The 24,377-nt window shown below is 58.4% G+C and carries 21 protein-coding genes; 10 read left to right on the top strand and 11 right to left on the bottom strand.

Annotated elements, in window-relative coordinates:
- Positions 1 to 13: 13 nt before the first annotated feature.
- The 5 genes from ACQR3R_RS11725 to ACQR3R_RS11705 all read right to left on the bottom strand — a co-directional run bounded on the left by ACQR3R_RS11725 (position 14) and on the right by ACQR3R_RS11705 (position 5,921).
- Entirely contained in the window at positions 14 to 2,449 is a 2,436-nt protein-coding gene (locus ACQR3R_RS11725; RefSeq protein WP_428272333.1) for a TonB-dependent siderophore receptor, read from the bottom strand.
- A 99-nt stretch (positions 2,450 to 2,548) separates the two neighbouring features.
- Positions 2,549 to 3,508: a FecR domain-containing protein gene (locus ACQR3R_RS11720; protein ID WP_428272332.1), complete on the bottom strand. Its 960-nt coding sequence runs from the start codon at positions 3,506 to 3,508 to the stop codon at positions 2,549 to 2,551.
- Positions 3,505 to 4,041 (bottom strand): sigma-70 family RNA polymerase sigma factor, encoded by a 537-nt coding sequence (locus ACQR3R_RS11715; RefSeq protein ID WP_428272330.1) that lies wholly within the window; start codon positions 4,039 to 4,041, stop codon positions 3,505 to 3,507. Before ACQR3R_RS11715 ends, ACQR3R_RS11720 begins: the two co-directional genes overlap by 4 nt.
- 118 nt (positions 4,042 to 4,159) lie before the next feature.
- Positions 4,160 to 4,618 carry a hypothetical protein gene (locus ACQR3R_RS11710; protein ID WP_428272329.1) on the bottom strand — a complete coding sequence of 153 codons (459 nt, stop codon included), beginning with the start codon at positions 4,616 to 4,618 and terminating at the stop codon, positions 4,160 to 4,162.
- 124 nt (positions 4,619 to 4,742) lie between these two features.
- On the bottom strand, positions 4,743 to 5,921 hold the full coding sequence (locus ACQR3R_RS11705; RefSeq protein WP_428272328.1) for a diguanylate cyclase domain-containing protein: 1,179 nt from the start codon (positions 5,919 to 5,921) through the stop codon (positions 4,743 to 4,745).
- Between the two features lie 355 nt (positions 5,922 to 6,276).
- On the opposite strand from ACQR3R_RS11705, the gene ACQR3R_RS11700 reads away from it, so the two are divergent.
- The 5 genes from ACQR3R_RS11700 to ACQR3R_RS11680 all read left to right on the top strand — a co-directional run bounded on the left by ACQR3R_RS11700 (position 6,277) and on the right by ACQR3R_RS11680 (position 11,036).
- Positions 6,277 to 6,891, top strand: coding sequence for a biliverdin-producing heme oxygenase (locus ACQR3R_RS11700; RefSeq protein WP_428272326.1), 615 nt, complete (start codon positions 6,277 to 6,279; stop codon positions 6,889 to 6,891).
- Positions 6,888 to 9,125: an ATP-binding protein gene (locus tag ACQR3R_RS11695; protein WP_428272324.1), complete on the top strand. Its 2,238-nt coding sequence runs from the start codon at positions 6,888 to 6,890 to the stop codon at positions 9,123 to 9,125. Before ACQR3R_RS11700 ends, ACQR3R_RS11695 begins: the two co-directional genes overlap by 4 nt.
- A 195-nt stretch (positions 9,126 to 9,320) precedes the next feature.
- On the top strand, positions 9,321 to 10,028 hold the full coding sequence (locus ACQR3R_RS11690; RefSeq protein ID WP_428272322.1) for a glycosyltransferase: 708 nt from the start codon (positions 9,321 to 9,323) through the stop codon (positions 10,026 to 10,028).
- Positions 10,029 to 10,060: 32 nt separating this feature from the next.
- Positions 10,061 to 10,531 (top strand): YfcE family phosphodiesterase, encoded by a 471-nt coding sequence (locus ACQR3R_RS11685; RefSeq protein ID WP_428272320.1) that lies wholly within the window; start codon positions 10,061 to 10,063, stop codon positions 10,529 to 10,531.
- A 22-nt stretch (positions 10,532 to 10,553) separates the two neighbouring features.
- Positions 10,554 to 11,036, top strand: coding sequence for an AAA family ATPase (locus ACQR3R_RS11680; RefSeq protein WP_428272318.1), 483 nt, complete (start codon positions 10,554 to 10,556; stop codon positions 11,034 to 11,036).
- Between the two features lie 116 nt (positions 11,037 to 11,152).
- On the opposite strand, the gene ACQR3R_RS11675 is transcribed toward ACQR3R_RS11680, so the two are convergent.
- Positions 11,153 to 12,106, bottom strand: a complete 954-nt coding sequence (locus ACQR3R_RS11675; RefSeq protein WP_428272316.1) for a LysR substrate-binding domain-containing protein — start codon at positions 12,104 to 12,106, stop codon at positions 11,153 to 11,155.
- Between the two features lie 109 nt (positions 12,107 to 12,215).
- On the opposite strand from ACQR3R_RS11675, the gene ACQR3R_RS11670 reads away from it, so the two are divergent.
- The 4 genes from ACQR3R_RS11670 to ACQR3R_RS11655 all read left to right on the top strand — a co-directional run bounded on the left by ACQR3R_RS11670 (position 12,216) and on the right by ACQR3R_RS11655 (position 18,704).
- Positions 12,216 to 13,394: an amidohydrolase gene (locus ACQR3R_RS11670; protein WP_428272314.1), complete on the top strand. Its 1,179-nt coding sequence runs from the start codon at positions 12,216 to 12,218 to the stop codon at positions 13,392 to 13,394.
- A 12-nt stretch (positions 13,395 to 13,406) separates the two neighbouring features.
- Entirely contained in the window at positions 13,407 to 14,693 is a 1,287-nt protein-coding gene (locus ACQR3R_RS11665; RefSeq protein ID WP_428272312.1) for an MFS transporter, read from the top strand.
- Positions 14,694 to 14,715: 22 nt separating this feature from the next.
- Positions 14,716 to 17,454, top strand: coding sequence for a glycoside hydrolase family 3 C-terminal domain-containing protein (locus tag ACQR3R_RS11660; RefSeq protein WP_428272311.1), 2,739 nt, complete (start codon positions 14,716 to 14,718; stop codon positions 17,452 to 17,454).
- A 98-nt stretch (positions 17,455 to 17,552) separates the two neighbouring features.
- On the top strand, positions 17,553 to 18,704 hold the full coding sequence (locus tag ACQR3R_RS11655; RefSeq protein WP_428272310.1) for a porin: 1,152 nt from the start codon (positions 17,553 to 17,555) through the stop codon (positions 18,702 to 18,704).
- 276 nt (positions 18,705 to 18,980) lie between these two features.
- Here the strand turns inward: ACQR3R_RS11655 and ACQR3R_RS11650 are convergent, their stop codons facing one another.
- A complete protein-coding gene (locus ACQR3R_RS11650) occupies positions 18,981 to 19,511 on the bottom strand; it encodes a glyoxalase superfamily protein (protein ID WP_428272309.1) in 531 nt (176 codons plus the stop codon).
- 242 nt (positions 19,512 to 19,753) lie between these two features.
- Between ACQR3R_RS11650 and ACQR3R_RS11645 the strand changes: the two genes are divergently transcribed.
- On the top strand, positions 19,754 to 20,029 hold the full coding sequence (locus ACQR3R_RS11645; protein ID WP_428272308.1) for a hypothetical protein: 276 nt from the start codon (positions 19,754 to 19,756) through the stop codon (positions 20,027 to 20,029).
- Positions 20,030 to 20,096: 67 nt separating this feature from the next.
- Here ACQR3R_RS11645 and ACQR3R_RS11640 read toward each other — a convergent pair whose 3' ends face one another.
- From ACQR3R_RS11640 to ACQR3R_RS11625, 4 genes are read right to left on the bottom strand one after another with little or no spacing between them, the layout of a single operon-like run.
- Positions 20,097 to 20,456, bottom strand: coding sequence for a Rid family hydrolase (locus tag ACQR3R_RS11640; protein ID WP_428272307.1), 360 nt, complete (start codon positions 20,454 to 20,456; stop codon positions 20,097 to 20,099).
- Positions 20,457 to 20,488: 32 nt separating this feature from the next.
- Positions 20,489 to 21,142 (bottom strand): DUF3726 domain-containing protein, encoded by a 654-nt coding sequence (locus tag ACQR3R_RS11635; RefSeq protein ID WP_428272306.1) that lies wholly within the window; start codon positions 21,140 to 21,142, stop codon positions 20,489 to 20,491.
- The gene (locus ACQR3R_RS11630) at positions 21,123 to 22,817 is read right to left on the bottom strand and encodes a hypothetical protein (RefSeq protein ID WP_428272305.1); all 1,695 of its coding nucleotides are present in this window, start codon (positions 22,815 to 22,817) and stop codon (positions 21,123 to 21,125) included. Before ACQR3R_RS11630 ends, ACQR3R_RS11635 begins: the two co-directional genes overlap by 20 nt.
- The gene (locus ACQR3R_RS11625; protein ID WP_428272304.1) at positions 22,818 to 24,377 is read right to left on the bottom strand and encodes a BCCT family transporter; all 1,560 of its coding nucleotides are present in this window, start codon (positions 24,375 to 24,377) and stop codon (positions 22,818 to 22,820) included.

Raw genomic sequence — 24,377 nt, 5'->3', positions numbered from 1 at the left:
CTAAGCCCGTGTTTTAGAAGTCCAGGCGAGTGGTTAGCATGAAGTTGCGAGGCTCACCGTAAGCGGCGGAATTGTAGAAGCCGATGTTGGTGTAATACGACTTGTCGAAAAGGTTGTTGACGTTCAACGTTGCCGACAGCTTTTCGGTAAACCGGTAGCTGGCCATGGCATCAACCAGCCAATACGCCTTCTGCGAGAATTCTTCATAGCGGCCATGCGGTGAGTTGTAGATGTCCTGCCAACCGACGCTCTGCCAGCGAGCGCCACCGCCGACAGTCATTTTGTCCAGGGCGCCGCCGAGCTTGTAAGTGGTGTAAAGCGTGACTTGATCTTCGGGTTCGAAGGTAGAGATTTTCACGTCGTCATCGTCGCGCACGATCTTGTGCGTGTATCCGGCCTGTACTTGCCAGCCCGGCATCAACTCGCCAGAAGCTTCGATCTCGTAGCCCTTGGTCACCGCTTTAGTGCCTTTGAACGCGTAGTTGGCCGGGGTGGGTTTGAGGTTGTTGTAGTCGTCGTCAGACACTGAGCGATTGTCTTCGCGAATTTCGAAGTAGGCCGCGCTGGCATTCAAGCGTCCTTCGTAAAACTCGGCCTTGAGCCCCAGTTCGTAATTCTGGCCTTCATCCGGTTCGAGTATTTTGTTGTCGCGGTCGCGATTCCAGTTTTCCTGAGGCATGAAAATGTCGGTGTAACTGGCGTAGACCGAGTACGTGTCGTTCAGGTCATACACCGCGCCAACGTAGGGCACGAAGCGTCCGGTTTCTTTATAGGAGGGCGTCAGCCCGGTCAGTTGATAATCGACCACGCGTCCGCCAAGCAACACTTTCAGGTCATCACTGACGTTGAGGCGGGTGGTGACGTAAGCGCCGGTCTGGCGGACGGTATCGTCGATCCGTTGCGACAACGGGCCCCAGTCAGGTTCGCGAAAGTTGCCGTGCCAATTATTGAAGTCCAAGGCGTTAGGACCGTAAGGCGTATAGTTCCAGTAACCTTTGCCCTTCCAGTTCGAGGTGGCGATGGAGCCGCCCAGCACCAGTTCATGTTCGCGTCCCAAGAGGCTGAAAGGGCCGGTGACATACAGGTCGGCGGAGTCGCTGACGGTTTCACCGGTGTACTTGCCAGGGGTGAGGAACGAGCTGCCATCGGTTGTCGGTGTGTCGCCCTGAATCGAGCCCATGAGGGCGTGGTATCCGTTGATCTTGTGATCCATTTGCAGCTTCGCCAGCCAGCCGTTGCTGAAGTTGTGCTCCAGAATCGCGAAGACCGTGCGGGTGTACTGCTCCCAACTGCTCCAGTCGGCGCCGTTGTTGAACGAGCGCGAGACATGGTTGCGATCGCCGTTGGCGTTGATCAGCGGGAAGCTTCCCGACCATGAAGAGCCTTTCGGCAAACTGTCCTGATAGTCGCCGCCGACCGTGAGCATCGTCTCCGGCGACAAATCGAATTCCATGATGCCGTAGTAGACCGGAGTCTTGCGTGAGTAGCGGTCCATGAACGACTGCTTGTCCTGATACGCGGCAACAGCCCGGCCTCGCACGTTGCCGGATTCGGTCAAGGGGCCACTGACGTCGAGTTCGCTGCGGTAGTTGTCCCAGGAACCTGCGCCCAGGCTGACGTGGCCCTGGAACTGGGCGGTCGGTTTCTTGCGCACCAGGTTGATGGTGGCGCCCAGCGAGCCTGCACCCGTGAGCAGGCCTGTGGCGCCCTTGAGCACCTCGACGCGGTCATAAATGGCCATGTCGCTCAAGGTGTTGCCAGCAGAATAAGCAACGTTACGCGCCGTCGAGGGAATGCCGTCGTACTGGAAGTTGTTCACTGAAAAGCCCCGTGCGTAGTAGTTGCTACGCTCGGTGTCGAAGGCCGACACGGTGATGCCTGGCGTGTGGCGCATCACGTCGTCAACGCTGTTCAGCCCGAAGTCATCCATGTGCTGGCGCGTGACGACGGTGACCGATTGTGGCGTTTCGCGCGGCGAAAGCACCAGGCGCGTGGCAGTTGCGATGTTGCCCGGCGTGTAGGAGCCGGTGCCTTCGGTGACGGTCCCCAATTCGTTGGAAATAATCTCGGTGCTGCCCAGTTCCATCACCGACGCGTCGCCGGCACGTGGCAGCAACGAGTAACGCCCGTCGCTTTCGCGCACCGGTTGCAACCCTGAGTTGGACAGCAGACGGTCGAGCCCTTCGGTCAGGGTGAATGTGCCGTCCAGGCCATGGGTGGACTGACCACGGGTGAGCGTCGGATCGAACGACAGCACCACACCGGTTTCAGCCGCAAAACGGGTGAGGGCGGTTCCCAGATCACCGGCGCCGATATGGTATTCGCGCGCGGTACTTTCGCCGGCCTGCGCCTGCGCCTGTGCAAACGTGCCAAGCCCAAGGAATGTGGCGCAGAGCAAGGCACTGCGAAAGTTCGCCGTCATTGGGCGAGTCTGGAAGGGTGGTCGCATGGTGTGATGTTCTCGTCGTTGTTGGAAAGCGGGCGTGTCTGGCCACTGTTCAATGAGTCGAACGAGAACGAGAAAACCTATCATTTACATCACATTAATTTAGCGCGCCAACACCGTGACCCAGTAGCGAGTGGTTCTTTCGAGGCGCACCGGCAGGTTGGTGGTCAGTGCTTGCAACGCCTGGTCGGTGTCTTGCACCGCAAAGGCCCCGCTGATGCGCAGGCTTGCAACCGCCGGATCACAGCGCAGCCAGCCTGCGCGGTAGCGGCCCAGTTGTGCCAGGAAGGTGTCCAGTCGTTGATCGTTGGCCACCAGCACGCCTCGGGTCCAGGCATCCTGGCCGGACGTCACTGGTTCAGGCGGGCCGACATGATGAGCCTGGAACGTGCATTGGCTGGCGGCATCGAGTATCAGCGGTGTGCCGGCGATGGGGCTGATGCGAACCTGATGCTCGAACACCGCCACGCTTGAAACGCCGTCTTCGCGACGCACAGAAAACCGTGTCCCCAGCGCCTGGATGCGGCCTTGTGCGGTGTCCACGAAAAACGGCCGGCCTTCAGGATCGGGAGCGGTGCTGATCAAGATTTCGCCCTTGTGCAGCGTCAAGCGCCGTTGGCCGGCGTTGTACCTCACGTCTACCGCGCTGTCGGTGTTGATGTGCAGCTGCGAGCCATCCGCGAGCACGACCTTCTTTTGCTCCCCGGTTCCGGTTTGATAATCGGCCATCCAGCCTGCGGTGCTTGCCTGGCGGTAACCGCCATAACCCAGCACGCCCGTGCCGAACGCCAGGACAAAACCCTTGAGCAGCGTGCGTCGACCGCTGTGTCCGGCCTGATCGGCCAGGTTCAGGGCGCGCCCGGTGAGCGTTGCCGGAAGACCGCGCAGGCGTTGTTGCAAACCTTGAGCGTGTTCCCAGGCCCAGCGATTTTCTGCACTGTCTTGCAGCCAGGCTTCCCAGCCTCGTTGTTCGGTGGCCGTGACTTCTTCGTTTTGAAGCGTGCTGTACCAGTTCGCGGCCTGTTCCAATGCCAGTCTTTGTCGGGCGTCCAGCGCAGTCATGGTGATGAGTCCGCAAGCCCCAGGCTGAACAGCAGGCAATGTTGGGTAGCTTTGGCAATGTAGCGGGTGACGGTGACCACCGAGATGTCCAGTTGCGCGGCAATCGCCTTGTAGGTCATGCCGTCCAGTTGCGATAACAAAAACGCACGTCGCACGTTGGGCCCCAGGCCGGCCAGCATCGCATCGAGTTCGCACAGGCTTTCCAGCAGAATCGCGCGAGTTTCTTCGCTGATGGTGACGGCATCGGCCTGTTCGGCGAGTGCTTGCAACCACGCACGTTCCAGGCGTGCGCGTCGAAAATGATCAATCATCAGCCGCCGAGCAATGGTTGCCAGGTAACCCTTGGGTTCCCGCACCGCTTGCAGTTGAGCATCCGCATCCTTGGCACTGAGGATGCGGATGAACACGTCCTGTACCAGGTCGGCGGCCAATTCACGACAGTCAACGCGTGGGCGCAACCAGCCCAACAGCCAACGGTGATGCGCTTGGTAAAAAAACTTCACCTGTTGGTTCAACGGGCTATTGCTGGGCATGTCGCGGCTCAAAGTGTAATTGGGATTGATTATCATTTTATGAGGCGCGAGGTTTTTTCTGCAAGTCTCTTGGGCGTTTGGGCGTTTTTTGCATTGCGTATGCGCAGAGCCGGGTCAGCTATCCGCTTTGTTTCGCTGCCTGACGCGCAATATCCCCGCAAAAAATATCGATGCTGCCACTGTCCGGAGCATTGCGCACGACCACCGAGTATTCGCCGGACAACAGCACCGACAGTTGCACCGGGGCGCTTCTGGAGAAGGTCCAGCCGCGAATGGCCTGGCGTTCAGTGATGACCTGATCGTTCATTGCGTAAGCGACCGGGCCGGGTTGCTGGCAACTGCCCTTGTTAATGAAGGCGTAAAGACGCAAGGGCAGTGAACTGCCGCTTGGAGCACCGCTGACGAAAAAACTGAATCCGGTTTTGTCGTCCCAACTGGCTAACGTGACATTGCCGATTTGACCGGTGTTCTGTTTAGTAGCGACCAACGGCACGTACACGCTGGGGTTAGATGAAGAGGCGCAACCGAACAGGCTGGTAGTCATCATCAGGGCTGCAAGTGAGGGTTTGAGCTTCATTATTGCCAACCTCCTGCACAGTGGAACTGCTTATTGAGATTAGCTGATTTGGCTGATTTAACCTGCGGTGTTCCCGCCTGCTGTCGCGCCAATGGCGTTACGGCGAGGCATTCAGCGCGGCGTGTCAGGGCGTGCGCTGCGGCTCGCCACTCGCGACTGTCCGATCGACCAGACGAACACTGTCGCGTCCACCGCGCTTGGATTCGTAAAGCGCCGCATCGCCTTGTTCGATCAATGCCGCGAGGCTTGCAGGCGGGCGGTCGAACACGTTGGCGCCGATGCTCAGGGTGACCGCCACGGGCGTGGCAAATGTCTGGGCGGCAGTCTTTCCAAACTGCTCGCGCAAGGTCTTGGCCAACTCCACGACGTGCGCAGTCGATGCGTGGTTCAACAGGATGACGAACTCGTCGCCGCCCAGTCGCGCTGCCAGCGCACCGTTGGGCAGTACCGAACGGATGATTTCGCTGAGTGCGACCAGCAGTTGGTCGCCAGCGGTATGCCCGTATAGGTCGTTGACCAGTTTGAAGTTGTCGATATCGATCAGCAGCAGGGCGCCTGGGCGAACACTGGAAACTTCATGCAATAGGCGCGGTGCCCGGACCTCAAGCGCGCGGCGGTTGTACAGCGTGGTCAACGGGTCTCGTGCCGCCAGCCGCGCGATGCGCTTCTCGCGTCGGTAGCGCTCGGAGCCGGTCATCGACAGTGCGATCAGCATGATCGCTATTGTGCCCTCCACCAAAGAGACCTGAATGATCTCGCCACGAAAGGCCGCGAGGTCGATCAGGGTGCCGGGGATGATCACCGTGATTGCCTTGGCCACATAAAAAATCCCGTGCAGCAACAGCACATAACGCAACTGCACCGCACCCACGCTCAATGACCTGCCATGCGGGCGCAGCAGAAAACTGGCTCTAAGGGAGGTCAAGGCAACCAGCGATGAGTTGACCAGCAGCATGACCTTTGACCACGGCAATTCGCTTGGCAATAACAACATTGCCAGCCACACGACAAAAATCAGGTACCAGGCAGGCGACAGGCGTGCCTGGGTAAAACGTGCGACGCCCAGCAGGAATAGCCAATGGGCCACTACCAGCAGGCCGTTGGCGAACCAGATACCGATCAGCAGCAGGCCGGCCCCGCGCAGCAAAGCGAGGGTGGAACCCACGGAGATGGTGGCAAAACCGGCGCTCCAGAACAGCAGCGACGGTTCCCGGACGCTGCCCCATTCGACCGCCAGGTAAAGTGCGGCAGCCGCTGCGAGGGCAATACTTAGAACCAGAATGGTTGGAGGGTCGAGCGCCATTTACGGTGAGGCCTGCCTGATATGCGGTGATGAGCCGCAATTGTAAGCGTTTGATGTGACGGCTCCCATACGCGCATGCCGAGTGGTGAGCAATAAAATCCCACTCCGAAATCAATGAGAAGCATTGCCGTCTACGTCTCTGATTATTCGCCGTTGTGGAGACCAAGCCGTGTTTTTCGGAGATTTTTTGAATTTTTCCGAGGCGCATGAATCGGAGGGCAAAGCTGTAAAAAAATTCGTCAGGGGTACCCATCCGGCAGGGCACTTTTTGCCAATAACCCGTTCGGTGTACCCTTGGCGGATAATTTTCGTTCGCCCAATGGCCGTGATGAGGCCCGACCGCTAGAGCCTATACATGCAATCAAACGACCGCCCTGTCGGCGTCTCCTTACTGCTTCAGAACCTGCGGGCTGGAACGGCGCAGTTGCACATTGCGCTTGAGAAACGTCTGCCATTCTTCTCGCCATTACTGGACCACGCTCACTACCGGCGTCTTATCCAGGCGTATTACGGCTTTTATCAACCGTTGGAACAGCGTCTGCGAACGAGCGGCACGCTTGCGCACGACGTTGATTTGGCCAAGCGATTCAAGACTCCCACGTTGTGCCGCGACCTGCAGGCGCTGGGGCTGAGCGAGCGCGACATTGCCGATTTACCGCTGTGCCAATCGCTGCCTGCTGCCGATTCTGCGCAAGCCTGCCTCGGCGTGTTGTACGTGCTGGAAGGCGCCACGCTCGGCGGGCAAATCCTGCGTCGCGAGATCGCGGGCCGATTACAGCTTGATGCTCACAATGGCGCGGCTTTTCTTGATTTCTATGGCGCTGCCACCGGCAGGCGCTGGCGAGAATTCACTGACTACCTGGCCACGTGCGAACTTGATGAAACAGCGCGAAACACCGTCGTGAGCGCCGCCCAACACACATTTGCCTGCTTTGAACGCTGGCTGGAAAAGACCGAGGTACTGCTATGAATCCGTTAGACAAAGACGCCTTTGAAGAACTGCTGGCCAATTGTGACGATGAACCGATTCGTACGCCCGGCGCCATCCAGCCCCACGGAGTCTTGCTGACCTTGTCCGAGCCTGATTTGCGCATCCTGCAGATCAGCGCCAACGTTGAAACGTTGCTGGGTCGGCTGCCGATGGACATCGTTGGCGCGCAGTTGCAGGTGTTGATCGGCGACGCCTATGTGCTTCAGGTCAAAGAGGCTGCGCAACAGGATAATCCGCTGGATATCGCGGCGATGTATTTCAAGCTCAACGGCTCTACGTTCGAAGCGTTTGTCCATCGGCATCAGGGCGTGTTGGTACTGGAACTGGAGGTTCAGGCAGACAGCCATGGCGCGCTTGGCGAAAACGCCAAAACCAACAATCTGGGACGCATGCTGCAGCGCCTGCAAGCGGCGAAAACCCTGCAGGCCCTCTATGAAATCAGCGTCCAGGAGATCCAGTCGATCACCGGCTATGACCGGGTACTGATCTATCGTTTCGAGGAGGAAGGTCACGGGCAAGTCATTGCCGAAGCCACGTCGCCTTCGATGGAAGTGTTCCAAGGCCTGTTTTTCCCGGCGTCGGACATTCCCGAGCAAGCGCGGGAGCTGTATCGCACCAATTGGCTGCGGATTATTCCCGATGCCGATTATCAGCCGGTGCCCCTGGTGCCCAAGCTGCGTCCCGATACCGGGCAACCACTGGATTTGAGCTTCGCCAGCTTGCGCAGCGTGTCGCCGATTCACTGCCAGTACATGAAGAACATGGGCGTGTTGTCGTCCATGAGCATTTCGTTGCTCAAGGGTGACAAATTGTGGGGGTTGATCAGTTGTGGCAACCGCCAGCCACTGCATGTTCCGCATGAACTACGCAGCGCCTGCCAAACCATCGGCCAAGTGTTGTCGCTGCAGATCAGTGCGATGGAAGCGTTGGAGGTCAGTCGTCAGCGTGAAGAAAAGGTCGAGACGCTTGCCCTGCTAAATCAAGCGATGATCGACTCTCAGGAAAATGTGTTTGACGGTTTGGCACAGCAACCTGAGTTGCTGATGGCGCTGGCCAATGCCACAGGCGTGGCGATCATCGAAGACAAGCAACTGCATCGCTACGGCAATTGCCCCGAAGCTGACGAAATTCGTGCGCTGCACAAATGGCTGCAGGAATCTTCGCAGACGGTCTTTGCCAGTCATCAGTTGTCGCAGGTTTACCCGCCTGCCGAACACTTCACTCACGTCGCCAGCGGTGTACTTGCGATGAGCCTGCCCAAACCGGTCGATAACGGTGTGCTGTGGTTTCGTCCCGAGGTTAAAGAGAACATCAACTGGAGCGGTGACCCCAACAAACCACTGAATCTTGAAGACTCCGACACCGGAATGCGCCTGCGCCCACGCACGTCGTTCGAGATATGGAAAGTGGAAATGGCCGGGATTTCCAGTAAGTGGAGCCATGGCGATCTGTTTGCGGCTAATGACCTGCGACGTTCGGCGCTGGAAAGTGACCTGGCGCGTCAGGTATTGCGCGAGCAGCGCGCAGTGCAGGCCCGGGATGACCTGGTGGCGGTGGTCTCTCACGATTTGCGCAACCCGATGACGGTCATTTCAATGCTCTGCGGGATGATGCAGAAGGCGTTCAGCTCTGAAGGGCCGCACACTTCCCGACGTATCTCCACCGCCATCGATACCATGCAGCAGGCTGCCGGGCGCATGAATACGCTGCTCGAGGATTTACTCGACACCTCGAAGATTGACGCCGGGCGCTACAGCATTTCGCCCCAGCGCCTTGAGGTGGTCGAGATGTTCGAGGAGGCGCAATCGTTGCTTTCGCCATTGGCGCTGGACAAGGACATCGAAATTTCCTTCCATGCCGAGCCGCAACTCACCATCCACGCCGACCCCGAGCGGTTGTTCCAAGTGCTGTCGAACCTGGTGGGCAACGCCATCAAGTTCACGCCTCGCAGCGGCAAGATCGGCGTAGTCGCCATGTCCGCAGGCGATGACATTGTGTTCAGCGTGCGTGATACCGGTGAGGGGATTCCACAGGATCAATTGCCGCACGTGTTTGATCGCTACTGGACGGTCAAGGAAGGTAATCCGACGGGGTCCGGGCTGGGTCTTTACATCACGCAAGGTATCGTTGAAGCGCATGGCGGACGTATCGAGGCGCAAAGTGAAGTAGGGTGTGGCACCGAATTTCGGTTCACTGTTCCCAGGGCCGATTGATCGACAGCCATGAAAACCGATGCCGAGGGTGCGACAGATACCGTGCCCACCTGACGATTTTCTCAAGGCCACGGCATCGTGCGCTGAGCCTGGCGTCTTGATGCTTCACGGCGCCATGAAGATTCTTTAAACCTTATGCTGAACGTGGGTGTCGACTGCTCGAGTCGTTAACTCTGGCAGCCTGAGGAGGCATCAATGATTGGTGTCGTGATACCCGCCCACAATGAACAACAGCACATCGCCGAGTGCCTGACCTCGATCCTGCTTGCCTCAGCCCATCCGGCGCTTGAAGGGCGTCCGGTTCGCGTGTTGGTGGTGCTCGACGACTGTTCGGATAACACCGCTCACCTGGTGTCGGCCAAAGAGGTCGATGCTCTTCAGGTGTCGTTCCAGAATGTCGGCCAGGCCCGGGCAATCGGTGCCGCGCACCTGTTGGACTCAGGCGTCGAGTGGTTGGCTTTTACCGATGCAGACACCGTAGTGCCTCATGATTGGCTCGCGCGTCAGGTTGGCTTCATGGCCGATGCCGTGTGCGGCACGGTCGAGGTCGACAATTGGGGTGAGCATGGTGAAACGGTCAGATCCAGGTACCTGGAGCACTACAGGTTTACCGAGGATCATCGGCATATCCATGGCGCAAACCTGGGAATGAGCGCCACGGCCTACACCAATGCTGGCGGGTTCCAGCACCTGACCGCTCACGAGGATGTTCATCTGGTGGCAGCGCTGGAGCGCACCCGTGCCCGTATCGTCTGGACGGCGACAAATCCTGTGGTCACCAGTGCCCGTAAGGATTACAAATGCCGAGGCGGTTTTGGCGAATACCTGGAATTATTGGCCGGCACCGCTGACGCCTCCGGCCCTGGATCGCAACCCAGTGCCGAGACACTCCAGACCCACTGAACGAAGCGTTAAGATTTGCTGTGGAGCACTGCATGAAAGTTGGCGTGATTTCCGATACTCACGGTTTGCTGCGCCCCGAGGCTCTGGCTGCCTTGCAGGGGTGTGAGCGGATTATTCACGCCGGCGATATCGGCAGCCCGGACATTCTGGAGCAACTGGCGGCCATTGCGCCGCTGCATGTGGTGCGGGGCAATAATGACCTTGAAGCACCGTGGGCGGAAAATCTTCCGGACCTTCTTCGTTTCAACCTAAATGGATGGCAGGCACTGCTGGTGCATGACATCGCGGATGTACCGGACCTGGTCGATACGCCGGTAAAACTGGTGATTACCGGCCACTCGCATACACCGCGTATCGAATGGCGCGGCGATCAGCTGTATCTCAATCCTGGCAGCGCGGGGCGGCGGCGTTTTAAACTGCCGGTCACGCTGGCGGTGATTGACGTCCTTGCGACCTCAATGGCGCCGCGTCTGATTTCGCTGGTGGATGAACAGCGTCCATGACTCGCCAAAAGGAAGGAATCCAATGACTGCAACGACCCTGCACCTACTGTGCGGCAAGATCGCCTCGGGTAAATCGACGCTGGCAAAAGCGCTCGCCGAGCAGCACGGCGCCATTATTCTCAGCGAAGATCAATGGCTGTCGAAGCTCTATCCGCAAGAGATCCATTCGGTGACCGATTACCTTCGATGCGCGCGGCGCATTCGCGAAGTCTTTGGGCCGCTAGTGACTGGCATGCTGCGCGCAGGTGTTGTTGTGGTGCTGGATTTTCCGGCGAATACCGTCGCGGACCGCGAGTGGCTGCGCAGCCTTGCAGACAGCGCCGATGCGCAGCATTGCCTGCATTACCTGGTGGTGGATGACGACACTTGCCGAGCCAGATTGCATGCGCGCAACGCTGCGGGCGATCACGATTTCGCCGCGACCGATGCCGAGTTCGATCTGATCACCCGCTACTTCCAGGTGCCAGCTGCGGAAGAGGGGTTGGTGGTTGTTGTTCATGGGTGATCAACGACCATCAACGTGTCAGAAATCCCAGCGCGTCGTGAGCATCACATTGCGAGGGTCGCCGTAGTAGAGCCCCTCGCGTAGTAGTTGTTGCGCTCGCTGTCTAAGGCAATGGGTCAAAAAAACAGGTCTTTTGGCGAGAGCATTTTGCTGTACGAGGAGTTAGGGTTCCTGGCGTGTTGCTTGATCACCTGCTGCAAGATCTCGATGAAGGCATTGGCGGCCTTGCTTCGCACGTTACTCCGTCGGCTGACCACGCCGAGGATCCTGGATTTGGAGTCTTTGAACCCGCTCAAGGGCGCCACTGCTGTCGCAAAACATTCGGATTCAAGCAGCAGATCGGGCAGTACGGTCAGCGAGTCTGTTTGCGACAGCACCGGCAACAAAATCCCTGCTGAGTGCACGCTCACCACATGGCTTGGTGGTGGTGACAGGCGAAACTCCCGGTGCAGATCGCTGATGAAATTACTGTGCAGCGACGGCGGGTAGTTGGCCAGCCACTTCATCGAATTGAGTTCGTCGATGGAGGTGGAATGGTGCAGTGGATGGTTTTTACGCCCCACGACGTGAGCCTGATAGGAAAACAGCGGTTCAATCGAAAACTCGTTCTCGACGATGAAATTACTGGCCTGGATCACCGCGAAATCCAGATAGCCGTCTCGAAGTTGGGGTAACGAAATACCATGCAGGCCTTCGAACACTTCAAGGAATACATGTGGGTAGCGTTGCTGATAAAGGCTTAGGCACTCCGGCAAGAAAGTGAAGTTGATAAACGGCGAAATGGCCATGCGCAAGCGTTCGGCTTGGCCACTGCGGATCAGGTTCAAATCGCTCTTGGCTTTTTCGATTTCGCTGAGAATCAATCGTGCATGGTGTAGCAGGCTTTTGCCGGCTTCGGTGAAACGCACGCCCGTATGAGTGCGCTCCAGCAGTTCCACACCTTGCTGCTGTTCAAGTTCACGCAAGGTTCGGGTAATTGCAGCCTGAGTCAGGCCTACCGATTTGGCCGCACTGCGTATGCTCCCGGTTTCCGCTACCGCCACCAACGCTGAAAATTGATTGGTCTTCATGCCGCCTCTGATGACAACTAAAAGTTGTCATCGAGCCTAAACGTTGTCTTTTCATCCTGTCAATACGGGTCAGAATCAGATCCATATCCAGTCTGAGGAGACAATAAAAATGGCGATTCTCGCAGAGATCGAACAGATTCAGGATGAGATGATAGCGATCAGGCACGCTATTCATGCGCACCCGGAGTTGGGCTTCGAAGAGTTTGCAACGAGTGATCTGGTGGCGCAAAAACTGGAGGCTTGGGGCTTTCAGGTGCACAGAGGTTTGGCGGGGACCGGCGTAGTCGGGCAACTGCGGAACGGTGACGGGCCTCGCATCGGTTTGCGCGCGGACATGGATGCGCTGCCAATCGTGGAGGAGACCGGCCTGGCATACGCCAGCACTCAGCAAGGCAAGATGCACGCCTGTGGGCATGACGGCCATACTGCAACGTTATTGGCAGCGGCCAAGGTACTGGCAAGCACTCGACGCTTCAGCGGCACCTTGAATGTTATCTTTCAGCCCGCCGAAGAGGGCTTGGGCGGCGCTCGTGAAATGGTCGAGCAAGGTTTGTTCGAGCTATTCCCGTGCGACGCGATTTTCGCCATGCACAACATGCCAGGATTCCCGTTGGGCAAACTGGGCTTTCTCTCGGGCCCGTTCATGGCCTCATCCGACACAGCGACGATTACCGTGACAGGTGTGGGCGGGCACGGCGCGGTGCCCCACAAAACGGTGGACCCGGTGGTGATTGCTGCCACCTTGACCCTGTGCCTGCAAAGTATCGTGTCGCGCAACATCGACCCACTGGATACGGCAATCGTCAGTGTTGGCTCCCTTCATGCAGGTTCTGCAGCCAATGTGATACCCGCGTCGGCCAGGCTGCAAGTCAGCGTGCGCTCGTTGCGAGCCGACACCCGCGACCTCCTGCAATCGCGCATCACGACCCTGGCGCAGCACATTGCACAGAGTTATGGCGGTGACGCAGAGGTCCATTACAACCGGCGTTATCCGGTACTGGTGAATGATGAGCAGGAAACCGAACTCGCTCGCAGTGCTGCCCTGGAATGGGTCGGGGAGGAGGGTCTGATCGACAATATGCGTCCACTTACGGGCAGTGAAGACTTCGCCTTCATGTTGGCTAAATGCCCTGGCTCCTACTTGATCATCGGCAATGGCGACAGTGCCGAGAGCGTCATGTGTCACCATCCTCAGTTCGATTTCAACGATCAGTGCCTACTGGTGGGCGCGTCCTACTGGGTGAAACTGGTGGAAAAAATGCTCAAGCATCCAACTCCTGTTGTTTGAGGCCCGGACTCAATGGAACATACCTCATCTGCAGCGCCTGCCGTGTCCGGGCGCTTAACGGCTCGCCCGCAACCCGGGCGCAGAAAGAATATCGCTGCCGTCACCCTCGGCAACGGCCTGGAGTTCTATGACTTCACCGTCTACAGCTTCTTTGCCACGGTAATAGGCAAGCAATTTTTCCCCATGGAGGGTTCCAACCAACTGCTGTTGGCCTTCGCCACTTATGGCATCGGTTTTTTCATGCGCCCGCTGGGCAGCATCCTGCTCGGTCAGTATGCCGATCGGGTAGGGCGCAAGGCAGCCATGGTGCTGACCCTTTGGCTGATGGCTATGGGTTCGCTGATTTTTGTATTGACGCCTACCTATTCCCAAATCGGTATAGCGGCGCCGCTGATGATCGTCTTCGCTCGGCTGTTGCAAGGCTTCGCGATTGGCGGTGAAGTGGGAGCGTCGACGACCTACCTCATGGAGAAGGCCTGCAGCCACGAACGTGGTTACTTCACCAGTTGGCAATTCTTCAGCCAGGGGCTGAGCGTGTTGCTCGGTGCAGTCGTTGGCTTGAGCGTGAACTACGCGCTGAGCGAAGAACAGGTCATGGCTTGGGGTTGGCGGCTGCCCTTTGTGATCGGGTTGCTGGTGATCCCGGTAGGTTCGTACATGCGCCGGCATCTTGAGGAAAGTGATCAGGTGAAGCGTGACGTCAGTCACCGCTTGAGCTGGCGAGAGCATAAACGTGCGCTGGTGGCCGGCATCTTGATCGCCATCGGTGGCACCTCGGGTTCCTACGTGATTCTGCATTACCTTTCCAACTTCGCCGTGGCGCAATTGCACCTGCCGCTGTCGGCAGGGATCTGGACCGGGTGCATGGCGGGAGCAGTGCAAGTGGCGTTGGCGGTGGTGTCCGGACGTGCCTGTGACCGATGGGGACGCAAGCGAATGATCGTCTGGTCACGGGTGGCGTTGTTGCTGTTGATCTACCCCGCGTTCGTACTGCTGCAACACTCACCGACGTTGCCGATGCTGGTGACGGTGGCGGGCATCCTGGCCGCGCTGCTGGTGTGCAACACCGTGCCTTCGCTGGTGTTGTTGGCAGAAATATTCCCGGCCCAGGTTCGTGCGACCGGTCTCTCGGTGACCTATGCCACGGCCAGCATCCTGTTTGGTGGCTTTGCGCAGTTCTTTTGCACGCTGCTGATCTCACTCACCGGCAACCCCAGCGCGCCAGCGTTTTACCTGATCGTTTGCGGGCTGGTTTCCCTGCTCGGCCTGATGCTCGTCAACGAGCCTACTCAACGTTAACCCAGAAGTGACGGAGCTATTCATGACTACCTCGTTTGCGCGGTGCGGGCGTGTTCGCCCAGGCTTTTTCCGACTGTCGATAGTGGCGGCGGCTGTGTTGTGTTCAACCTTGGCGGGCCAAGCCATGGCTATGGCCGCTGAGGTTCGCCCCGAGGCCGACCAGGCCCGGGTGGATGCGCTGCTGAAAAAGATGACCCTTGACGAAAAATTCAACCTCATCCGCGGCATGACCGAAGATGACAGCACCAACCAGGGCCAGGCTGGTTACCTGCCCGGTGTTCCGCGTCTTGGAATACCGGCCTTGCGCCTGGCGGATGGTCCGCCGGGCATTCTGACCCGCAAGGCGTCGATCATTCCGACGTCGACCATGGGCCTTGCGGCCACCTTCAGTAAGCAGGACGCCTTTGATAACGGCGTGGTGATTGGCGAGGAGGCCAATCGCCTGGGCATTGATGTAGCGCTTGAGCCTTTCATCAACATGTTCCGCGATTCAGGCTTTCGTCGTGGCTGGAACACTTATGGCGAAGACCCGCTGCTGACCGGCAGCATGGGCGCCGCAGTCATCAAGGGCATCCAGGGCCAGGGCGTCATGGCGCAGGCCAAGCATTTGGTTGGCTACGACATGACCGGTTTTGATGTCAGCATCCCGCAGCAGGCGCTGCATGAAATTTACCTGGCGCCATTCCAGGACGCGATCGATGCCGGCGTGGCTTCGATCATGTGCTCCTACAACAAACTCAACGGTGAGTTCGCCTGCGGCAACGAACAATTGCTTGAGCACGCCTTGCGTGACCAGATGGGTTTCAAAGGCTTCGTCACGTCTGACTGGGGCGGCGTGCACAGTGCCCAGTACATCAAGAGGGGCATGGACATGGAAATGCCCGGGCGCATCGACGAGAAACACCCATTCTGGGACATCATGCGCTCCTATTACGACAACACCGAGCAACAGCAACCGGCGCTGCACACCTCCATGGGCAGTATGAAAAAGGTGTTCGCGCGCCCGATGCCGGAAGAGTGGATGGTAGGCCAGCGGCCGAACGTGCTGCTCGGTCAGTTTCCCAATGACGAAAAACCAAGCAACCTGTTTGAAGCGTTGCGCGATAAAACCGTCAGGGAACAGGACGTCGACAAGGCTGCCAGACGTGTTCTGGGGCAAATCGAGCGTTTCGGTCTATTGGACAAGGGCAGCCATCAACCCCAGTCGACGCCGATGGTCGCCGGGCTGTCACAGATTGTGCGCAGGACCAGCGAGCATTCGGCGGTGCTGCTGAAAAACCAGGACACAGTGCTGCCGCTGACCAAGGACGATCTCAAAGGCCTGGCCATGATCGGTCCCGGAGCTTTGCAGCCTGTGGCGTTGGGGGTTTCTGCCGAGCATGCGATCGGCATGCCGCAGTTGCAGGTCGGCCCGGCCAATGCATTGCGCAGCCTCGAACCGAATGCCGATATCAACGTGGCAGTGGCCAACGACATGACCGGCGTTGCCATTGCCACAGACCGCGTATCGTTTGAGGGCAAGCCCGGTTGGGTCCGAGTCGAGAACGGGCAAGTTCAACGAGACGGCCAATTGGCGTTCACCGCCGCGACCGCCAATGCCTTGCCAGCCGGCAGCTTGCCAACCTGGAAGACCCAACTGAGCATCGAGCAGGAAGGTGATTACGACCTCAACCTGCAGATGCTCGGCGTTGGCGCCGTATTGAAAGTGGACGGGAAAGTCATTGGTGAAAGCAGTTCATTGAAGAACGCGTTGCACGGCGACGTCGTTCACCCAGGCCAGGATGCCTTGATGCCGACCACCGATGGCCTGAACAACGTGCGGCGCAGGGTCAAGCTGAGTCGCGGTGAACACTTGATAGAAGTCAGCACTTATAACGATACCTCCGGAGCACCGATTCAAGTGCGCTTGGCGTGGGTCACGCCGGCCATGCGCGAAGCCAATCGTGCGCAGGCACTGGCGGCCGCTCGCCAAGCGAAAAAAGTGATCTTTTTCGCTTGGGCGCGCACCGATCCGCAGTTCGGTTTGCCGGGAGACCAGGACGCATTGATCGAGGAAATTGCCGCGATCAATCCCAACGTCGTGGTAGTACTCAATACCAGCACGCCGGTCGCCATGCCATGGCTGGGCAACGTCAAAGGACTCGTGCAAATGTGGTGGACGGGCGACGAAGGCGGCCCGGCGACAGCGAATATCCTTACCGGGCGCAGCAATCCGGCCGGTCGCCTGCCGTTTACCTGGGCGCGCAGCTTGCAGGATTATCCAGCCACCGACGCACGTTATCCCGAGCGTGGCCAGCAACTGGACGGTGTGGTCAGTTACACCGAAGGCGTCAACATCGGCTACCGCTGGTTCGAGTCGCAGCACAAGGCGCCACTGTTCGCCTTCGGTTACGGGCTGTCCTACAGCCACTTCGATTACAGCGCATTGAAAGCCAGTCGCCTGGGCAATGGCGACCTCAAGGTCGATTTCAAACTGACTAACAGCGGGCGGGTGGCCGGTGATGAAGTACCGCAACTTTATCTGGGCGCACCGCAAACGAAGGTCAAGGACGCCGAGTTCGCGCCGCAGACGTTGGTTGGCTTCGATCGGGTGAGTCTCAAGGCCGGGGAAACCAAAGACGTGTCCATCACCGTGCCGCTGCGCAAGCTTCAGTATTGGGCAGTCAAGTCTCAGGCGTGGGAGTTGCCTCGGGGCGAGCGCAGCGTAAGGCTCGCCAGTGCGTCAGACAACGTGAGGTTAACCACCGCCGTCTCGTTCTGATTGTTGCACCCATAAAAACAAAAATATCCGGGCATTAACTTCGCACCTCTCTTGAACGTCTGCGCCATTGCCTGGTGGCGCAGCGGGAGCTTTCACTCATGGTTTCCTACGTCAGTCGTGTTGGACAAGGCTTTTGCGTGCGTCATCGTTTTATTTTGCCATGGCTTCTGGTGCTGGGAATTGCTCAGCCGGCCATGGCCATCGACCTGGTCAACACCGACAGTGATCGTCTGGAGTTGCACGCGCAGGGCATCTTTGCTTCCAATGACAAGGTTTACATTCAGGGCCGTCACACCGGTAGCATCGGCCACCGTATCAACATGATCTACACCCATCGCCTCAATGCCGAGTGGGCCGTGGGCATGCGCCAGGAATGGTCCTATGATCCGTTCTATTACGACCATACCGACGCTCATACCAAGCGGTTTCAATACGTGTTCGTACGCAACGCACGCTGGGGGCAGTTGAGCGTCGGGCAGCAGAAATCACTGACGTTCGATATGGTCGGCTCAATCACTGATTGGTATCTGGGGTACGGCACTAAAGGCCAAGGCACTTTCAACGGTTATGGTGGCAACCAGTTGTTGGGCTTTTCGCGGCCGAACAAAACGATCTACTACCGGGTAAAAAACCAAGATTTCGAATATGGGCTGATGTATGGCTTGGGGAGCGGCCGGGTACACAACGCGGTCAATCCCGGCAGCGTGGGTTCAGGCGATTTTGTCGACAGCTCGCGTGATGCCCTCTACCAACTCGGGACCGTATGGTACCCCTCATCTCACTGGTCGTTGCGCCTGGCGTACGGCAGTACTCAAATGAGCGAGCGCACAGTGGACCCGCAAGGCGAACTCGACACCCGTCACCCGAATGTCGAAGGTTGGTTGTCAGGCCTGACCTACACCAACGCGCCTTGGTATCACGCGCTGGTTTACGGCGAATACCGCAACCTGAACGCGTCCGCCGCCACGGCCAGCGGTTATCGCGAAGCAAAAGCGCTGGAGTCGTACAGCAGCTATTCATTTCCAGAAATGGGTGAGTTGGGGTTCTTCAAGGCCTATGGCGGGATAAACCTGTTTTCAGACAAGAACAGTCCCGGTCGCAGCGGCTATTCGGTGGCTGGTTTTGCCTTGATCACCTTACATGACCATCTGGCTATCGGCCTGGAACGCAAGTTCGACATGGCCAAGAACAAGCGAGGCGAAAGTACGGGCGAAGATGAATATGAGCTGGTGGCCAAGTATTACTTTTAGCTGGCAATCATCAAATCCATGCTTTCTAAAATGATGATTTTTTCAAACTGCAGTGGTTATATCGACCGCCGTTTGTGGGGAGTAGCCTGCTCTGGACCCAGCGTCCTGTAGCGTTCGTGTCAACATTGGAGGCGCATGCCGTGGCGCGAACAGTTCTGGTTGGCGAGACCAACGGCGCATCCATGCCTGAAGTCGGGGGTGTGCGAGCGAACGTCTTGGCTACCGGTGTCCCTTGATCCAGCGCGGACCGGGTCAAACCCGGTCCGCACATCAGGATCAGTCCTGGCAGAACCGAATCCGGTTACCGAACGGGTCATACACTTCCAGTATCCGACCCCAGCCCTGCTGAACGATCTCCGGGCGTCCATAACCGTAGCGCTTGCTCAGCAATTCATCGCGCAACAACTCGATATTTTGCATGGGTACAAATACCGTTGAGCCCGGGCTGGCGTCGCCATGGTGTTCGGAAAGATGAAGCTGCAGGCCATTGCGGACGATGCCCAGGTACAGCGGGAGATCGGCTTCGAATCGATGTTCGAATTCGACACTGAAACCCAGGAAATCAAGGTAAAACTCACGCGCCTTGGTTTCGTCGAACATGCGCAATATTGGAATCGCCTTGTCGAACGAAATGGCAGATTTGGACGCTTCGTCGGGAAGCAGTGCTGCCGCGGTATTCCAGTCCTTGTAGCCCAGTTGCTGTGCTACCAGTTCCAGTGCGGTCGAGTGAGACGCCTCCAGGTTGCGCGCCTCCAGCGACACACGCAGCTTCTTGGCCATCTGCTTGGCTTGTTCGATTGAAAACATCGTTTCTCCTGTGGTCGAGATACGTTGGTGCTCGCGTTGCCAAACCTCGACTGTCAAGAGATGCGACAGGATGTGGGGTATGCAGAAATGCTTTCACCTGTCCTTTCGGATGCGAGCGGCGGGCAGCATCGGCCCGCGCCGATGATACACAGGCGCTCTTCGGTGCGAAAGTTTTCAGGCGTTGCAGCGCTGGCGGCGTCGCAGGGTGATGGCATCACTGTCAGTCGACCAGTCACCTGGGCATGCAAACCGCCTCGCCGATCCCATTGACGCTTGCGCGGCACATGCCTGACAAGGCTGCATTGTGGCGGGAAATTGCCGAACGCCACAACTTGATCCAGCCTGATCTGGCGAAGCTGGTCGGATGGGCATTCGGTGATTTCATTTTCCATACCGAGACCGACATCATTTCCGATACCAACAAAATCTACCGGTATGGATTTACTGAGAGGGCCGACTCGAAAGCTTCGCTGCCCGATGCGCTGGACAGTCTCAGGCGTCAACGCGTACTGCCGTAGGACGTCTGAATTGCCGTTGGCTTGAACACCCTCGCCAGCGGCAATGAGCCTTGAAAAACGCAGTCGATTACGCCGCCACTGCGGCAATCACCTGCACTTCGATGCGGTAATGCTTCTTGGCCATCGGCGCCTCCACGCAAACGCGCACCGGGGTCTCGACGCCGGCCAGCCAGGTGTCCCACGCCTGATTCATGGCGTCGTAGTCCGTCATGTCAGCCAGCCAGATCTGTGCCGAGAGCAATTGGCCCTTGTCTGAGGCGATGCTGGCGAGCAACGCGTCAATCTTGCCAAATACGTCCCGTGCCTGCTCGGTGATATCGCCTTCGGTCAATTGAGAAACCTGGCCCGCCAGGTACGCCGTGTCGTGATGAATCACAACCTGGCTGAAGCGCGCGGTGGTGCCGATTCGTTTAATGGAAGAGGTCATGGTCGATCCGTTTGAATGTCAAAGTGAATGATTCAGTTGTTGTCGCTCAGCCCGGCTCCGGCGCCTGACAGGCGCGATGATTCGGAGCTAGGGACGTACGTGCGATAGGCCAGCGCTTCCAGATAGGTCAGGTCTGGTTCGGCGATAGCCGAAATCGGCCCTCGGAGCGCGTTCGTTATGTCGTCAACGATGGAGGTCAGCGTGCAACTCACCTGTGCGACACGTTCCTCACCGAGGTTTTCTGTGCTGCTCAAGAACACGTGGCCCGCGCTGTCACAGCGCAACGTGCACCCCGACCAGCCGAGTTCGATTGCGCTGTCGAGCGTTCTCGCCATGGCGCTGACAAAGGGAATCAGAAGCTGCGGAAACGAGACGTCGTTCAGCAGAATCTGACCGTGGGTGCGCAGCAAGTGGGCGTGGTCACTGAGCGTCGCGCCAGTGATCAACGGGCACAGTGGCGAGGTTGACCCGTGCCAGGCACTGTCGCAAACCACCGGCGCCAGCTCGCTGTAGGCAATGGCGTCATCGCGTTGAAGCTGCGCGGCAAGTATTTGCGGCCCATTCAGCCCATGGGCTGAAAGCCATTTCGCGGCCTGACCGGCTTCTTCCGCCAGGCCCCAGGACATTCCTGCACCGCGAGCTGCTTTCCTGCACAGGCTTTCGATTTCATTCAACGAGGCATTCACGGGTGTGCTCCTGACTGTCGAGGCTCGGATAAGACCAGTCGTCTGCCGGCACCTGGTTCAACTCATGGGGGAAGGGCGCGTTCTGGTACATGTTGATGCGTACCCAACGATCAGAGCGTGGGTCGAACTTGGTGGCGCCGAAGAACGAGAGCTTGCAGCGCAGCAAGTCGATCGGCAGCAGTGTCTGGGCGATCAGGTTGTCTTGAATATCGGCGTAAGGGCAGGTCGGCGCCAACTGCACGCGCCGCACCACATGCCGGGTTTCGGGGTGCGCCAGCAAAAACGTCGCCACACGGGTGTCATCGGAGAAACCGGCCAGGGCCTGTTGCAAATCAGCGATGTCACGTGCCACGGCCAAGGGCTGTTCGAGCGCTTCGCCAGGCTCGGCAAAGCGCTGGCCGATACGCGGTTCGAGTTTTTCCTGCGAGACGTACCAGAACAGCGAACGGCTCTGCTCAGTGGAAAAATCGATGTCGCTGACCCAGCGATAATGAGTGGCAAGAATGGAACGAAGCGCTCCCACGCGCAGGCTACCGTCCAGGGTGAACGTGAGCTGTTCGTCGGCCTGCATCGTTTCGCCGAGCTCATCGATCAGGTGACCGTAGGGCTCCATCAGCAACGACACCAACTGTTCTTGTGCCTCCAGCGATAATGCGTCTTGGGCCCAGCGGTACAGTGCGTCCCAAGGATAATCGCCTTGCAGGATGCCGTCGGCGATACGCTGTTCCACCTGCGCCAGGTCCTGTTGCAACTGGCTGACGCGCTGCCCCTGCAATGTGTGCTCCGAGTGCCATTGCTGTGCATCGGCCCGGGCTCGGCGCATGAAATCTACAAACGTGGCGCGCTCCGCCTGCGAGGGAAGGCGCACCGCCCGTACTCGTTGCAGTGCGGTTTCCCTGGCCAGCACCCAGTTGTTCAACAGCACCGGGTGATTCAGCAGAAAGGGCGCCATGCCCAATCCCGTTGAATTGCCCATTCCGAAGCGTCGACGAATGCCGGGTTCCAGCATCACGCAAGTGTCTGGCGCTCGGGCACGCGCCAGGTGTTCCACTAGGTCGACGGTAAACGCCCTGATCAGAAATACCGTGAGCATTTCCGCCTGAAACGGCGCAGACAACTCAGGGCGTTGCGCAATGCATTCCCTGTCCGCCGCACCAAACTTGCCGCTGCCATAGACCGCAGTGGTGCGCATCAAGTAACCCACTTCATCAATGGCTGCCCGGTTTGGCTGACGACCCGCAGCCAGTTCCTGCACCACGTGGTCGAACAGGCGAACCGAGCGATTGGCCCGGGCCAGGCACAGCTCTCGGGACGACACGCGTCCTGCTTCCTGCTTGGGGACATTCGCTTCCAGGCGATCCAGGTCGGCAGCGTCAGGAATACCGTCGAACAAGGCGAAGGTGGCATCCCACGCGGTGGCGATGACCCGGTCGGAGCGCATCGCCGGATCGAGGTCATGGGCGAAGGCGACGAGGCTGTACGAGCGCGCAGGCCCCTTCGCCACATAGACGGCGCGGCCGACACCTTGGCCGTTGATGGTCCATACCGGGCGCTGGAATTGCCATTGCTCACGCTTCAAACGGCGCAGCAGTTGGCGCATGAACGACAGTCGCGATTGATGGAAAGCGCCCAGGCGCGCCGCTTTCATGACGGTTGCAGGTTGTCGCAGTTCCATTCAAATCACCCCTTGGTCGCGTGCCATCTGGCGTGCGATGCGCACGGCATCCCAGATGGAGGGCAAAATCAGTATCGACACCGGCACGGCGGTGATTACGATGAACGACTGCAACGCAGTGATTCCGCCTTCGCCGAGGGTAATCAATGTGGCGCCGACCAGGCCCATGCCGGCTGCCCAGAACACTCGCAACCAGGTTGGCGACTCACCGTGGTCGGTGCTGATGGCCATGGCCACGGTGTATGACATCGACCCTGCGCTGGTGACTACCGAGAAAAAACTCAAGAACAGAAACAACGCAGAAATCACATTCGGCAAGGGCATCGCCTGGGCAACCCCCAGCAGCAGCGCCTCGGGTTGAACCCCATGGCTGATGACGCTGCCCGGTGCGTTCAGCTCCAGGCCAATCCCGGTGCCACCAACCAAAGTGAACCACACCATGGTGATGATGGGTGCCGCTACCGACAGCAGGCAAACCACCTCACGTATGCTGCGGCCACGCGAAACCTTGGCGACGTAGATGCCCATCATGGGCGCATAGCCGATGAACCAGCCCCAATAGAACAGCGTCCAGCCGTTGAGCCATTTGCTGTCGTCGCGGTACAGCGCCGTTTGGAAAAAGCTAGTGACGTGCAGTGCCAGGCCTTGCACAAAACTCTCGCTGAGAAACAGCGTTGGTCCGAAGATGAACAGAAATGCAGCCAACCCCAGCATCAGCCAGACATGCACCTTGCTGACCAGGCGCAAACCACCGAGCCCGACCACGCACGACAGGGTGTAGATGGTGGTCACCGCCAGGATCACCATGGCTTGTGTGGTGATGGTGTCAGGCACGCCCCATACCGAATGCAGCACAAATGCGATTTGCAGCCCAAGAAAACCTACGGGTCCTATGGTGCCCGCAACCACGGCGATAATCGCCGACGCGTCGGCCAGCACCGCGATAGGCCCTTTGAGTGCTCTTTCACCCAGCAACGGGTAGAGCAGGGTGCGCGGCATCAGCGGCAGTTTTTTCTCGTAGTGCAAATACATGTACACCACTGTCAACAGGCTGCCGAGCACTGCCCAGGCCATGAATCCCCAGTGCAGAAATGACTGGGAGAGCGCCGCCACAGCTGCCGAGTCGGTGTGCGCCACCGCATTGAAGTAAGGCGGCGGCGTCACGAAGTGCATCAGAGGTTCTGCGGCGGCCCAAAAAGCGCCGCCACCCGCCAACAGCGCACACATGATCATCGACACCCAGTTAAAGGTGCTGATGGTCGGTTTATGATTGATGCCGCCCAGACGCACACGGCCGATCCGGGTGAAACCGATGTAGAGACTGGAGGCAAATGTCAGGAGCATCAGCACTTGCCAATACAAGCCGAAGTAATGCGTGCTCCAGGCAAATGCACTGCTGATCAGACTTGACAGTGTTTTCAAGTCAATCAAGGCAATCACCAGGAACAGCAGGAAGAAACCACCACTGATCCAGAACGTCGACCAGTCGAGTTTTCCTGGGCTGCTTTTGCGAAGCGGATACACTTCGGTCCCCGCTTGGGCTTCGGTTGGAATTTCCAT

This window comes from Gordonia sp. IEGM753 (assembly GCF_050321825.1).
In the GTDB taxonomy this organism is placed as follows: domain Bacteria; phylum Pseudomonadota; class Gammaproteobacteria; order Pseudomonadales; family Pseudomonadaceae; genus Aquipseudomonas.
The sequence above is the reverse complement of the archived record's forward strand: the minus strand, read 5'-3'. Positions and strand labels throughout refer to the sequence as shown.